Origin of the sequence: Paenibacillus piri, assembly GCF_004354045.1 — a bacterium.
Taxonomy (GTDB): Bacteria; Bacillota; Bacilli; order Paenibacillales; family NBRC-103111; genus Paenibacillus_S; species Paenibacillus_S piri.
This window is the reverse complement of the sequence record NZ_SMRT01000012.1, coordinates 162,374-175,499: the sequence shown is the minus strand read 5'-3', so window position 1 is coordinate 175,499 and position 13,126 is coordinate 162,374. Positions and strand designations below refer to the sequence as shown.

The 13,126-nt window shown below is 49.8% G+C and carries 16 protein-coding genes and 1 other annotated feature; of the genes, 5 read left to right on the top strand and 11 right to left on the bottom strand.

Annotated features, from left to right (window positions below; translation table 11 throughout):
- The first annotated feature begins 167 nt into the window (after positions 1 to 167).
- The 3 genes from E1757_RS22990 (at position 168) to E1757_RS22980 (ending at position 1,787) form a co-directional block, all read left to right on the top strand.
- Positions 168 to 614, top strand: coding sequence for a DUF6220 domain-containing protein (locus E1757_RS22990; protein WP_133232499.1), 447 nt, complete (start codon positions 168 to 170; stop codon positions 612 to 614).
- Between the two features lie 309 nt (positions 615 to 923).
- The gene (locus tag E1757_RS22985; protein WP_133232497.1) at positions 924 to 1,331 is read left to right on the top strand and encodes a DUF6223 family protein; all 408 of its coding nucleotides are present in this window, start codon (positions 924 to 926) and stop codon (positions 1,329 to 1,331) included.
- A 72-nt stretch (positions 1,332 to 1,403) separates the two neighbouring features.
- Positions 1,404 to 1,787, top strand: a complete 384-nt coding sequence (locus tag E1757_RS22980; RefSeq protein WP_133232495.1) for a VOC family protein — start codon at positions 1,404 to 1,406, stop codon at positions 1,785 to 1,787.
- A 76-nt stretch (positions 1,788 to 1,863) separates the two neighbouring features.
- On the opposite strand, the gene E1757_RS22975 is transcribed toward E1757_RS22980, so the two are convergent.
- The 4 genes from E1757_RS22975 to E1757_RS22960 all read right to left on the bottom strand — a co-directional run bounded on the left by E1757_RS22975 (position 1,864) and on the right by E1757_RS22960 (position 4,652).
- Positions 1,864 to 2,046, bottom strand: coding sequence for a hypothetical protein (locus tag E1757_RS22975; RefSeq protein ID WP_133232493.1), 183 nt, complete (start codon positions 2,044 to 2,046; stop codon positions 1,864 to 1,866).
- 103 nt (positions 2,047 to 2,149) lie between these two features.
- Positions 2,150 to 2,641 (bottom strand): DUF1648 domain-containing protein, encoded by a 492-nt coding sequence (locus E1757_RS22970; protein ID WP_133232491.1) that lies wholly within the window; start codon positions 2,639 to 2,641, stop codon positions 2,150 to 2,152.
- A 186-nt stretch (positions 2,642 to 2,827) separates the two neighbouring features.
- Positions 2,828 to 4,012 carry an MGDG synthase family glycosyltransferase gene (locus tag E1757_RS22965; protein ID WP_133232489.1) on the bottom strand — a complete coding sequence of 395 codons (1,185 nt, stop codon included), beginning with the start codon at positions 4,010 to 4,012 and terminating at the stop codon, positions 2,828 to 2,830.
- Positions 4,002 to 4,652, bottom strand: a complete 651-nt coding sequence (locus tag E1757_RS22960) for a DedA family protein (protein ID WP_133232487.1) — start codon at positions 4,650 to 4,652, stop codon at positions 4,002 to 4,004. The genes E1757_RS22965 and E1757_RS22960 overlap by 11 nt, the downstream gene beginning before the upstream one ends.
- 300 nt (positions 4,653 to 4,952) lie before the next feature.
- Here E1757_RS22960 and E1757_RS35945 point away from each other — a divergent pair, with 300 nt between their 5' ends.
- Positions 4,953 to 5,129 (top strand): hypothetical protein, encoded by a 177-nt coding sequence (locus tag E1757_RS35945; protein WP_165972247.1) that lies wholly within the window; start codon positions 4,953 to 4,955, stop codon positions 5,127 to 5,129.
- Positions 5,130 to 5,253: 124 nt separating this feature from the next.
- On the opposite strand, the gene E1757_RS22955 is transcribed toward E1757_RS35945, so the two are convergent.
- The 5 genes from E1757_RS22955 to E1757_RS22935 form a co-directional block, all read right to left on the bottom strand.
- Positions 5,254 to 6,786: a 2-isopropylmalate synthase gene (locus E1757_RS22955; protein WP_133232485.1), complete on the bottom strand. Its 1,533-nt coding sequence runs from the start codon at positions 6,784 to 6,786 to the stop codon at positions 5,254 to 5,256.
- Between the two features lie 92 nt (positions 6,787 to 6,878).
- Positions 6,879 to 7,110: a binding site (T-box leader), on the bottom strand.
- A gap of 109 nt (positions 7,111 to 7,219) precedes the next feature.
- On the bottom strand, positions 7,220 to 7,828 hold the full coding sequence (locus tag E1757_RS22950) for a TetR/AcrR family transcriptional regulator (protein ID WP_246079418.1): 609 nt from the start codon (positions 7,826 to 7,828) through the stop codon (positions 7,220 to 7,222).
- Between the two features lie 26 nt (positions 7,829 to 7,854).
- Positions 7,855 to 8,748: an SDR family NAD(P)-dependent oxidoreductase gene (locus E1757_RS22945; RefSeq protein WP_133232483.1), complete on the bottom strand. Its 894-nt coding sequence runs from the start codon at positions 8,746 to 8,748 to the stop codon at positions 7,855 to 7,857.
- Positions 8,749 to 9,047: 299 nt separating this feature from the next.
- Positions 9,048 to 10,499 carry an MDR family MFS transporter gene (locus tag E1757_RS22940; RefSeq protein WP_133232481.1) on the bottom strand — a complete coding sequence of 484 codons (1,452 nt, stop codon included), beginning with the start codon at positions 10,497 to 10,499 and terminating at the stop codon, positions 9,048 to 9,050.
- Between the two features lie 40 nt (positions 10,500 to 10,539).
- Entirely contained in the window at positions 10,540 to 10,923 is a 384-nt protein-coding gene (locus tag E1757_RS22935) for a VOC family protein (RefSeq protein ID WP_133232479.1), read from the bottom strand.
- 247 nt (positions 10,924 to 11,170) lie between these two features.
- Between E1757_RS22935 and E1757_RS22930 the strand changes: the two genes are divergently transcribed.
- Complete coding sequence (locus E1757_RS22930) at positions 11,171 to 11,566, top strand: winged helix-turn-helix transcriptional regulator (RefSeq protein WP_246079416.1); 396 nt, start codon at positions 11,171 to 11,173, stop codon at positions 11,564 to 11,566.
- A gap of 190 nt (positions 11,567 to 11,756) precedes the next feature.
- Here E1757_RS22930 and E1757_RS22925 read toward each other — a convergent pair whose 3' ends face one another.
- On the bottom strand, positions 11,757 to 12,518 hold the full coding sequence (locus E1757_RS22925; RefSeq protein WP_133232475.1) for a MerR family transcriptional regulator: 762 nt from the start codon (positions 12,516 to 12,518) through the stop codon (positions 11,757 to 11,759).
- A gap of 142 nt (positions 12,519 to 12,660) precedes the next feature.
- Positions 12,661 to 13,113 carry a DoxX family protein gene (locus E1757_RS22920; RefSeq protein WP_133232473.1) on the bottom strand — a complete coding sequence of 151 codons (453 nt, stop codon included), beginning with the start codon at positions 13,111 to 13,113 and terminating at the stop codon, positions 12,661 to 12,663.
- Positions 13,114 to 13,126: the final 13 nt, after the last annotated feature.

The following is a 13,126-nucleotide window of genomic DNA, read 5'->3' as shown; positions in this document are numbered from 1 at the left end:
TGAACGGGAGGATCGTTTTCATGGAAAACGTAATATTGAAATTGGAAGGAAAGAGCTGAATTGTGTGCGATGTCAATTGAGAGAGCACTGTTTGAACTCGGCGCTAAAGGGGGGGGGGGAATATTTAACCCGACCGATCTTATTTTAACGAAAGCGAGGATTCAAAGATGAGCAATCTATCCGTAAACCGCAGTGAACCTGAAGTCGGGGATCGCGCGGTGGAAATAACCAATCTTTCACCGCTCGTTGTCAGAGCGCGTTTGGTGTTTAAGGCAATGGTAAGGATATTTGCGATTTGCATATTGATCCAGGTGTTTCTTGCCGGTCTCGCACTGTTTTGGAATTCGGCCCAATGGGCCAGCCATACAGGCTTTGCCAGATTGCTGATCATTGTTTCGATCCTGATACTCGTGATTTCTTTCATCGCTCGGCTGCCGCTTTCTCTTCGCCTGCGTAGCGCAGGTTTGATCGGCATCATCATTTTGATAGCGGTCAGCGCCATATTACCGTCCGGAATTGGATATATATCTGCTCTTCATCCGCTACTTGCTATTATGCTGCTTCGGGAAACGATATCCTTAGCAAGGAAGGCTGATGCCCTCACGAAACCATAGTAAGCAACCCGCAGATCAAGGCTACCGTATAGAAACCGAGCCATCTTCGATAGGAATGGAGGAAAAAGATGCCTCCTGCTATATTCGATTATATACTGGTTTTATTATTCCTGATCATTTCCGCAGTATCGCTTAACTTCGTTGTAAAGGTGGATGTAAAAATAACGCAAAGGCTTCGAACTATAATCATTGCACTATACGGAATAACGGGCATTATCCTTCTCTTGATTTTTTCTCAGAAATTGTATATTCACATTTAAGCTGATATGTACTCCGTTTGCAAAAACAACAAAGAGGAGTAATTAACAAATGAAAATGAAGCTAGTTTCATTCGTAATACTTTGTGCATTTCTACTTGTTCCAACAATTGCCTCTGCTGAAGTGACCAACGGTAATGTCGGATATGGAGTAACCACCCCCGGGCGACTCTGGGCCGCGATAGACGCGGTGGTGGGGCTGGTCAGCGCGATTCTCGCCGGTCTGTCTCTGGCTCGCTCCGCCGGTCGTTTCGGCACCGGCAGCGGGCGACGTGGGGCTATCGTGGCCACGGTGGTGGGGCTGATTGTCATAGCCTACGCTGTGCTGCATCTGACCATATTCACCGGTGATTTCGGCACCGGCGACGGGCGAGCCGGTGCCATCGCGGCCATCGTGATGGGGCTGACCGGCATGGTCCTCGCCGGGCTAACACTGGCCCGCTCCCGCCGCGCCGGCTGACCCCGACCATAGTGCCTTGTGTTGTGGTTCCTGTCAAGAGAGCTTGGAAAAGCGAATTAAGGAGGAGAAAGAATGGCCCCTATCAGAGTACGTTACATTGTCGACGATGTAGATGCGACAATCGCATTCTACACGCAGCATCTTGACTTCTTTGTCAAAGCACATCCTGCACCCGGTTTTGCCGTTTTGCAGCGAGGTGACTTGAATCTTCTTGTGAATGCCAAAAATGGTCAAGGCGGAGCAGCTCAAGCTATGCCGGATGGGCGAAAACCGGAACCCGGAGGCTGGAATCGGATTCAAATCGAGGTCGATGACCTGGGCGGCTTTGTCGAGACCCTGCGTAAAGCAGGCCTACGCTTCCGCAATGATATTGTCACAGGTTTTGGTGGTAAGCAGATCTTACTAGATGATCCAGCAGGTAATCCTATCGAACTCTTCGAGCCTCCAAGCAAATGATCGAAAGAACATTATCTCATTAAAGGCCGTGTCCGCGACACGGCCCATCCATTCCTCGCGGCGACTGCTTCTGCCGTTAATTGCCCTTGCCTTTGCCGTTATGTGGCCCTGTATACGGAGGCTGCGGATAATTAATCCCGCCGTTCCCATGTCCAGGATGATCCAGGTTGCCATGCCCGCGATTCCAGCTTTGCGCCGTTTCAAATTTAATCGTGCAACTACTGAGCACCATCGGCCGCAAATAGCTTGCTTTTTTCATCGGCGATCCTTCCTTTCATCAGAATAGTTTGCAATATCATTATAGCTTATTTCGAGACGAATATACAATATGTATCATTAGATACGTAATGTATCCAACGACTTCATTTCAACCTTACCGTCCTGTACACAAAATATGCGATCGTCACGATAAATATACAAATGAACAGCAAAAATTGCATGCCGATACGGTTGGACGTTTCGATAGCCGCCTGAATCGTCTTCCATAATAAAAAGCCGAATAACAGAACGATTTCAATCTTGATCCAGCTCAGCATCAAGCGTGCGTTTTTATATTGCGCATTGGCGTTCTTCTCGGTAATTTCAACCGTATAGTTGAACACATGCGGGAACCGGCTTAAAATGGCGAGTCCGATATAAATAATGACGGATACGGCGGGCAGCACAAAAACAGAGCCTTTCCCTCCCCAATTATCAACCTCGCCCACTGCGTTAAAATGAATCGGAACCCGCGAAGGGAGCTCCGGCCACATCATAAAAATATAAACGAAGGAAGCTGCGATAACGATAACCGAGATGAGATCGTGAACCATTTCCGTCTTTGTTCTGGGGATTGTCAATTTAGGACGATTCATACCGCCACCTCCTTCTTATGTATTATATAGGAAGTTCGAAATAATAAAAACATTACTTGACATATTTATATTTTGCCGCCAACAAGCCAAAATAAACCCGCGGCTTAATAAACCGCAGGTCCGAAGCAAGGAAATTTCAAGCAAACCGGTTTGCCGCAGGCAGTGAAATCCAAATACGTTTGCGGCTTATGCGTTGGCGAACATAACTTCACGGCTTTCTTTGGCCGTTATATAAGGCTGCTTCGTTTCCAAAATCGCAGTCAGCGAGAGAAGGGCGCCTTTTTTCAGTTGGCTTGATCGTGCATTTCTTTTCAGCTTCAACAGCAGCGAGCGGTTATAAATCACCTGCATCAGCTGCTCCTTCAAATCATCGGCGGTTTCCGCCTGCACGGCGGCGCCCAGACTGACAAGGTATGCCGCATTATCCTGCTCCTGTCCCGGAATCGGCTTGTACAGCATCATCGGCAGCTCAAGCGCCAGCGCCTCGGATACGGTAAGGCCTCCGGGCTTGGTTACGATCAAATCGGATAAAGCCATCAGCTCGTGCACATGATCCACATATCCGGTAATGCGGATGCGGTGATGCGTACGGGCTCCCTCCAGCTCCTCCGAGAGCCGATGCCGCAGCTTTTCGTTGCGGCCGCATACGAAAATAAATTGCACCGGCGTGCGAAGCTCTTTCGACAGCAGAACGGACATCAGCTGCTTGCCGATCACTCCATGCCCGCCCCCCATAATCAGCACCGTCGGCATCGTTAGGTCGAGCTGGTGCTTATCGCGCAGAGCGCGGCGGTCATACTTCATAGTGAACGGCTGCCTGATCGGTATGCCGGTCACGACAATCCGCTGCTCGGGGATGCGGTAGCGCAGCAATTTTTGCTTGACATGCTCGGCGCCGACCAAATAGCGGTCCGTGCAAGGATGAATCCAGTAGCTGTGATCGGTGTAATCCGTCAACACGGTGACCGTCGGGACGGACGTCAAGCCGTTCGACTTTAAATACGACATCGCCGCCGCGGCTCCCGGGAACGTGCTGACCACCTCCGTCGGCTTGACTTCGTCAAGCAGCTCCAGCATTCTGCCCGTATTGAACGACCTCATCCGTTTGAACCATTTGGAATACGCGTTATCTTCACGGGTTTTGCTGTACAAGTATCCGTATACCGAAGGAAGACTTTTCACCCACTGCAAGTAGCAATATTTGCCTAATGCGTGCAGATGCGGATGCGTCCACACCAGAAAATCGACCACCTTCACTTCCACATCGGGACGATACATCCGGGCTGCCTCGAGCAGAGCCTGCGCCGCTTTATTATGACCTTCCCCCAACGAACCTGTAAGTATGAGTATTTTTTCTTTTCTAGCGGTCATTTTCCGGAGACCCCTTTCTAGTGCCTCTAATCATAGTGCGAAGCCACGCAGCTAAAGCGGCTTTATTTTGTTTAATCGCATATCCGATCGCAAGTCCCAACAACGCAATTACAATGGCCGCGACGGAATACCGGGAAATGAGATGGAGCCATTGCTCGATTTTTTGACCGAACACGACGCCAACCGTTACATATGTTAATACCCATAAAAGCCCGCCTATATAATTATAAATTAAAAAAGTTCTCAGCCGAACCCTCAGCATGCCGGAAACATAGCCGGTAAAATGGCGCAGCCCGGGAATAAAGTAGCTGATCAGAATCAGCTTATCGCCGTATTGATCGAACCACCGGGTCACCTTTAGCCGCCTGTCCCGGGTCATAAAAAAGTATTTCCCGTATTTTTCGAAAAACGGCGTTCCCAGCCTATAACCAAGATAATACGTGACGGTTGTTCCTGCAATAGCTCCCAAGTAAGAGAGAGCGACGATATACGGAATTTGAAAGCTGCCCAGATTCGTCATATGACCGGATACGGCCATCGCCAGCTCGCCCGGAAAAGGCAAGGCCAACGATTCGGCGAATAATCCAAAAAACAAAACAAAATATCCGTACTGTCCAAATAAAGTGCTTATCCACTCCATACCATCATACGCTCCTCACCGGCCGTTGATTAATCCTTTACCTAACCCAGTTTAACTTAAGCGTATAAAAACGATAACTGTCCGAGGTTGAGTCTTGCACTGGACTTAAGTCCTGCCGAACCGCCCGACCCCCGAACCGTCATTCGTATGTCGCACATAGTCGTACAACATGAAAAACCCGCGATTCATCGCGGGCTGAGGGCGGTTGAGCATCGTTTTCAAATGGGCGGAATATACAAGCATGTTCCTGAAGCATCGCTCATAAAATGAAATGACGAAAGCATAGAAGGAGATGAGTGTATGGCATCCGGACTTTGGGCTGAGCTTTTTCTCTGGACGGTTTTATTCGCCGGCATTGTCGGCAGCTTCTGCGCCTGCCTGTATAAGCTCGTCACCAATGATTCGGCCGAATATGATCTGGAATTTGTATGGGATAGTAAGTACACAATGGAGGAGCTTGGATTCAAACATAAATGAAACCGTTTTCTCTTGTCCGCCGCAATGGCGATGCGTTCGTTTCCAGCCAACCTGGCTGGAAAAAAGGGACACCGGGGTTGAGTGTTGAATTTCCGGGTCCCTTTTCGTATATGATATGGCTCTGTTACGCTTTTACAAGCTCCAGCAGGACGGCATTAATCCCGTTCAAGAAGGCGTTCGCGCTTGCTTTGATAATATCCGTGTCCATGGCACGTCCGGAATACGTTTTGCCTTCATATTCGATACGTATGTTAACCCTGCCGATCGCTTCCTTGCCTCTGGACAAGCTGTTGATTTTATAATCCTTCAGTTGTACCTCCAACCCTACCAACGATTTGATGACGCTGTACAAAGCATCGATCGGACCGTCTCCGACCGCGCTGCCTGTCATCGTTTCGGAGCCTTTTTTCAATTGGACGGTAGCCGTAGGATGCAGGTCATTGCTGACGACCTGGAACGATTCCAGCTCGTACAGATGCTTCTCGCTTTCATTGAGGGTGCGGTGACTTGTCACCAAATAAAACACATCGTGATCGTAAACCTCTTTCTTCGCATCGGCCAACGCAAGAAATTTACCGAACAGCTGCTCGAAATCCGCGGCGTCCGTCGTCGCGAAGCCCATTTTCTCCACGGCGTTTTTGAATGCATGCCGGCCGGAACGCGCCGTCAGGATCAATTCCATGCTTTCGGCTCCGACATCCTCCGGCGACATGATTTCATAGACCTGCTTATCCTTCAGCAGTCCGTCCTGATGAATGCCGGAGGAATGCGCAAACGCATTTTCCCCTGTGATCGCTTTGTTGACCTGGACATCCAGCCCTGTCAAATGACTTACCAGCCTGGACGTTCTGAGCAGCTCCTTCGTTTGAATATCGGTATAGCTGTTATAGAAGCTCTCCCTGACCTTGAGCGCCATCACCACTTCCTCCAACGACGTATTGCCCGCCCGTTCGCCTAATCCGTTGATGGTGCATTCGATTTTTTCGGCGCCGTTTTTAATCGCACTCAGCGTATTGGCCGTGGCCAGCCCGAGATCGTTGTGGCAGTGAACGCTCAGCACCACGTTTTCGTTCAAATTTTTCAACCGTTCGTTGAGGCGGCGAATCAGATCCCCGAATTGTTCCGGGACGGCAAAGCCTACCGTATCGGGTACGTTAATCATGGTTGCTCCGGCTTTGACTACGGCTTCAATCGTTTTCCACAAATATTCAAAATCAGACCTTGACGCGTCTTCCGTGGAATACTGCACATTCGGCAGCAATGTTTTGGCATATTTGACCGCATCGACACCCATCTGCATAACTGCTTCCTTGGAGCGGTTAAACTTTTTCTCCACATGAATGTTCGAGGTGCCCAGCACGATATGAATGAGCGGATTTTGCGCCAGTTTGATGCTCTCGTAGACGGCGTCGATATCGTTTTTGACAGCGCGGGCAAGCGCGGTAATCGTGACGCTGTCGCCCACGCTTCGGGCAATTTCCTGGACCGCTTGAAAATCGCCCGCCGAAGATGCGGGAAAACCCGCTTCGATGATATCCACATGCAGCCGTTTCAACTGCTGGGCAATTTCGACTTTTTGCTGCATATTCAGTTTGGCGCCCGGCACCTGCTCGCCGTCGCGCAGCGTTGTGTCCAATACAATTATTTTACGGTTCATCTATAGTTCCTCCTATGCGATTTATAAGTATATATTTAAAAGCGGGGTTGATTAAGCCCGGTTTTAATCAACAAAAAAACCCCGTCTCTGCGTATAGAGACGAGGTTGAACCCGCGGTACCACTCTAATTCATTTCCAATGTGAAATGATCTTCTTCGATGGCTAACACCATCTATCCCTTTAACGGTGGAATTCCGTCTAACCCTACAAGTTCAGGCAGCTGTTCATAGACGAGTTCGAAATGGATAACGCTGCCGTTTCGCACCCAACAACGGCTCTCTGAAAGGTTATTTCATTTCTACTATTTCTAATCATAACATTGGAATATGAAATTACGGTTATTATAGGGTACTTCAATTAATTTGTCAACAAAGCCGGTAATAATAAATTGTATGGTAACCGGGCAAACCTTGCGCGCCAACGGCGGATTTATTCAAATCAGTATCTTCATCAACAGATCGACCTGCTGCGGCCAATAGTCTTCGGCGATCGGCAAGTCCTGCAGCATCAGGCCGGTGATGACGGAGAAGTACAGGAATAGCAGCTTGTAAGGATCGCCTTCGCAAAATTGTCCCAGCTGCTGGCCTTTAATAAACGCGGGAACAAGAAGGCTAATCGTATCCTCCGGACTATAGCGGGCGATCAGCTGTTTCGCCTGAACCGGCGCATCTTCCGATGCGGATACTTGCTGCAGCAGCATAAAATAATGTTTATGGCGATCCTCAAGCATCAGCTGCGTAAAGGCTCTGAATTGTTGTTCCGGCGAGCCCGGTAATCGGTCGAAGCTCCGAAGCGCCGCCTGCGCTTCATCCAACGCTTCCTGGACAAGCATCGTAAGAATCTGCTCCTTGGAGCTGAAATAACGGTAGGACAAACCTTGACTGATGCCGGCCTCTGCTGCAATCGCGCTCATTTTCGTTCCCTGGATTCCTTGCCGCGCAAACACTCGGAGGGCCGCTCGCTTGATCTGCTCCCTGCGGTCATCGGGAATCGCTTCCGTATTAGAGTCTTGTACTCGCTTCAACATCATTACCCCCATCATGATTTTCCGGCCTGCCTATTCCCGACTTATCGGAGCTGCTTCTCGCTGATCTCCCATAAACGTCCGGCGGCGTCCTGATCGAGTGCATGCCCGGAAGGCTTGACGCTCTGCCTGTCCTTGAAATAGCTCCCGTCGGAAACCGTTATTTTCTCCTCATCCGCCAGCCATACCAAAGTCTCGGCGCCCTTCTCCGGACTGCGGGAAAACCATTTCATGACAGCCATCGTCATGCGGGCCAGCCGCCCGTTGTCCTGGTTAAAATTCGTCGACACCAGACCGGGGTCGAAGCAAGCGGCCGTTAATCCAGTCCCTTCCAGTTTCCGGCCCAGCTCATTCGTGAACATGATATTGGCGAGCTTCGTCTCGCCGTAACGCAAATTGGCGCCGCCCAATACGTTACCCGGAAAACGATAAAGCTTCTCCGCGCCGAGATCGTCAAAGCGTATCCCCTTCCCGGCCATCCTGTGACCGTGAGAAGCGGTTGTAATAATGCGGCCGCGGCCGCATTCTTTCAACCGGTCCAGGAGCAGATTCGTAAGCAGGAACGGTGCCAGATGATTAACCGCCCAAGTCATTTCAATATCGTCGGCAGTAAGCCTCCGCTCAATGAACATCGCGCCCGCATTATTCACCAAAATATGAATTTGAGGCCATCGCTCCAATATATCCGCCGCTGCCTTGCGTATGGACTGTTGGGAAGCCATATCGGCCATAAAAATATCTACCGTCGCGCTGCTGCCGGCAGCAGCCTTAATCCGGGCCGCGGCTTCCTTCGCTTTGGCTTCATTGCGAGCGACTATGCCCAAATTTGCGCCCCGGAACGCGAGCTCCTTCGCGGCAGCCAGCCCGATACCGCTGGTGGCTCCGGTCATGATCACATATTTGCCTCTCACAAACCCGTTCGCATCTATTCTCTCCATTGGCGACAAATCCTCCTTGTCGTTTTGAAATGAATGAACGATTCATTTACATTATTGTAGAGCATCGCCAAGCGGAAGTCAATGCCATCTACACGACCGGCCTGATCGAATAAAACAAAACCTGCCAAACAAAACCTGGCAGGCATTAAGCAATAGCTAGTGTCTCCCGTTGGAGCTGCAGCAACAGAGGCGCTTGACAGGTTTCGTTCATATCAAAGTCCTAGACTGCCGCTTACTTGTTGTGTCGTGAACTGGAGATGAGAAATGTACAAACGTTGTCATTCAGTCTGGCGGGACTGCTAGAAAACCGGCAAATTTGCGGTTTTCCTACCTTTCCGAAGGAATAGTCCTAAAACTATCCCGCACAAGCCGACTATAACCATGATGCCAAAGGTAAAACCGAATGCTTGTGATGCAAAAACCTCTTGATTGCTGGATGATGCCGTTGCCTCTGCCATTAGCCGGGTCAAGCGCGTTGAGTAAACGGTTACAAGCGTCGCTACTGTTAGTGAACAGACCAGTTGCTGAGTAGCTCCGGCTAATGAGGTGACCCGGCTGACTAACTCCCGCGGCGCTTGATTTAGAATATGTGTATCAAGCGGCATCATCATCAATCCCATTCCACAACCAGCCATTGCGAGCGGTAGCACCAATGATTGATATGAGGTCAACTGATCCATGTATGTGAATTGCCACAGTGCGGCTATCAAAAGACCAAGGCCAATCACAATGAGCCAGCGAACCCCGATTCGGTCAAACAAGTACCCCCCAAGCGGCATTGTGAGTGCCGCTGCGATCGGTTGCGGCAGCAACGTTAACCCGGTGTCGAATGCGCCGAATCCGCCCGCTTGCTGTAAAAATTGTGGCACTAGGAACAGTGCTCCGAAAATCGTGAATGTTACAATCCACTGAACGATCATCGCCAACGAAAAGTTGAAAGATTGAAACACGCGAAGTTCAAGAAGCGGCTGTGCCGAGCGGAGTTCCACAAGAATGAACGCCAGAAGCAGGACTACACCCAGAACAAGGCTCGTGATCGTGGTTGCGGATGTCCAACTCCTTACGCCTTCATTTACCCCGTACATCAAGGCGACAAAGGCAAGTGGACCTAATAATAGTCCAGGCAGATCGAGAGCGGAAACAGGCTTTTTGTCGATCCTTGGCAAGCTCCTCATGCCGTATAGGATGCTAAATAAACCCACCGGAATATTAATCAGGAATATCCAGCGCCACGAATGAAATTCAGCAAGCCATCCGGATATGACCGGTCCAATCGCAGGAGCCAATAAAATAGGCACACCGAACAGCCCCATCGCCATGCCGACCTTTTCTGGGGGACTCAGTTTGAACACGTAGGCAAGTCCTACCGGAATCACAAAACCGCCCCCGAGCCCCTGGATCACCCGAAATGCGATAAGCCATTCCACCTGATTCGACGTCGAGCAAAGAGCCGAGCCTAACGTGAACATAAAGATGGAAGTTAAAAAAATATGCTTAGCGCCATATCGGTCCGACAACCATCCAGCCATCGGAATGACGGCAGCGGTTGCCAACATATACCCTGTCACCGTCCACTCCAAGGCTGACAAGCCTACCTTAAAGTCTTTCACCAGCGTTGGTAAAACGACGTTCATAACCGTCGTATCGAGAATGACCAAAAAACTGCCCACGATAATGGCGATTAAAGGCGCCAATATTTTCGATATCCGGAAATCGGACGGTTCGATTAGGTCTACTGTTTTCCCTGTCATCAGCAATCACCTTCTTTAATCGTCCATTTCAGACTTGTGATCACTCGTATCCTCCCAGATATAACACGTTCCAGCGATGACCGTCCAAATCCGTGAAGCAAGCCCAGTACATGCTTCCTTGAAGGTGCTGGGGCTCTCTGTAGATGGCTCCGCCTGCTTGTCCCGCTTTTATTACCAAGTCATCCACTTCATCCTTACTCGCCACTTCAACGGTAATCATCACCTCGGTGCCTTGTTTCGGATCTGCAACGTCATTCATGGCGTTTTGCCGAAATTCCGAGTCAACGGACAACATCACGAACAGTTCGCCTACGGAGACGCATGTCCCGTACTGTGGTTCTTCCGAAAATCCCAATTGCTTAAAAAATTGTACGGATTTTTCGGGATCCTTCGCAGGCAGATCAATCCAGGCTTTTTTTAGCATGTTCATTCTCCTCATCGTTTAATAAATGGCGTAGTCTTATCCATGTCCATTCCGAATCAACAAATTCACCTCCATAATTGGACACAAAAAAGAACTACACATGAACTATAGCCTAATAACTCTCATAATGCAAGTTGAATTTACTTTTATCATGCAAGTGTGTTAATATTGCAGTATGAAACGTTCAGATAATAAGTCTCGTTGTCCGATTAATTTTTCTCTTGAAACGATTGGCGACAATTGGTCTATGCTGATTGTTCGCGACATCGTCTATTTTGGCAAAAAAACATTTAACGAATTTTTACATTCTGAAGAAGGGATCTCAACAAACATCCTCACTGCTCGTCTCATCCATTTAGAGCAAAAGAATGTTCTTAGCAAAATGCCTCATCCTACTGACAAGCGAAAAGAGGTGTATTGTCTAACGGAGAAAGGATTGAACTTGATTCCCATCCTATTGGAACTGGCCATCTGGGGGTTTACCCACGACGAGAAGACAGAGGCCCCGCAGAGCTGGTTCGATGTGATCCAAGCAGATAAAGAGAAGGTAATCGATCTTGTGCGAGAGACGGTGAAAAGAGGCGGTTCCATTTTTGTGGGATCTGACAGCGTTGTGAGCAAGTTACGGATTACAGAAAGTTGAGATTGACTCGAATTTTATCATTACTCCTTTTGATTTAGAAAATAGGCTTATCGTAAATAAAGAAATCGATTTTCTATGCCATTTGAAATGCACCGAAAGCTGTAGGACGATAAAAATCAGATAAGAAAAAAAATCCACGGTCGTTCCGCGGATTCCATGGATTTAATCGGATCGATCGAGGCACCCGACGTTATTCATTTGAGGAACGATCTGCTGCAAAAGCTTCCGCGGCGGCGGACAAATAATAAGCCAACCCTGTTTGCTGCGCCTCGAGCATGCTCAGATGAAAGTCATCGTTCATAAAAAAACGGGTCTGCGAGGCAAAATCGCCCGCGGTTAAGCGATGCCCGTGCTCATTTAAAAATTCAAGATGCATGCGAATGGACTGCCTGATTTGCTCGTCGCTATGCTTGATCCCCGCTCTCAGCGCATCGGCTATTCCCGACATAAAAGCAGTCGCTTCCGCTGCCTGTTCATTCATTTTTTGAACATCGATCCGAGCCGTTTCCAATGCGTCAACCCCGTACGTCTCCTTCAAGTATTGATTTTGCCCGCTCATCGCTTTTCTCCACGCTTCCTCGTTCTCAAACCCTTTAAACATGTCCTGGTTGTTCATAGGCTCTCCTTTCATCATGCTTTCGACAGATTTCCGTAACGTACGAAGGATCGTTTCCAGCCTTTGCTTGCGGGCAAGGAGAAGCCGTTCCTGTTCGGCCAGCAGCGGCAGCCGTTCCGGCTCTCCCGCCAGCAGCTCTTTAATTTGCTCCAGCGGAAAATCCAATTCCCTGTAGAACAAAATTTGCTGCAGCCGCTCCAGCTCCTTCGTTCCGTACATCCGGTACCCCGCTTCGCTGATCTCGCACGGCAGCAGCAGACCGATGCGGTGGTAATGATGCAGCGCCTTGATCGTGACGTTGGATAACGAGGCTACCTCCTTGACCGTGTACAGCATGTGGATCACTCCCTTCCCGAACTAGTCTAAAGTCTTCCCCAAGGGGAGAGTCAAGGCCCGAGTTACAATAAAATACAAACCAGGGGTTCGGCTCCAAGTCATGCGAAAACGCCACTGCAATTGCAGTGACGCCAGCCCCCCGTTATAAAGCTTGCGGAAATAGCGCAGGCAGCAGAACCGCCGCGAGAAATACAAGCTGCAGCAGCGTTCGAACCGGCAAATCGGGCACCGGCTTGCCGCCGATCGTTAATTTTTCCCGGGCCGCCCGCACATTCGCCGGAAACATGGCCACAAGCAGAACGGCCAGGCAGACCGAAGCCGCGCCGGACACCACAGGGATTAATATGCCGACGGCTCCGGCAATTTCCAGCCATCCGGTGACCGTTACGATCAAGCCCGGCCTCGGAAAGACACGCGGGACCATCCGGATCAGATCGGGCCGTCTTTTCCCCCAGTGGCCGGAAGCGGCGAGCAGTATCATGACGGCGGCAGCTGCTTGCAGTGAAGGCTGCCAGCCGTCGAAATAAGACAAGCCCGCCAAGCCGGCGGCACGAAACAGAACAAACGATGCGATGAGCGCGATAAAAGGTTCCATGCGGCAATTCCTC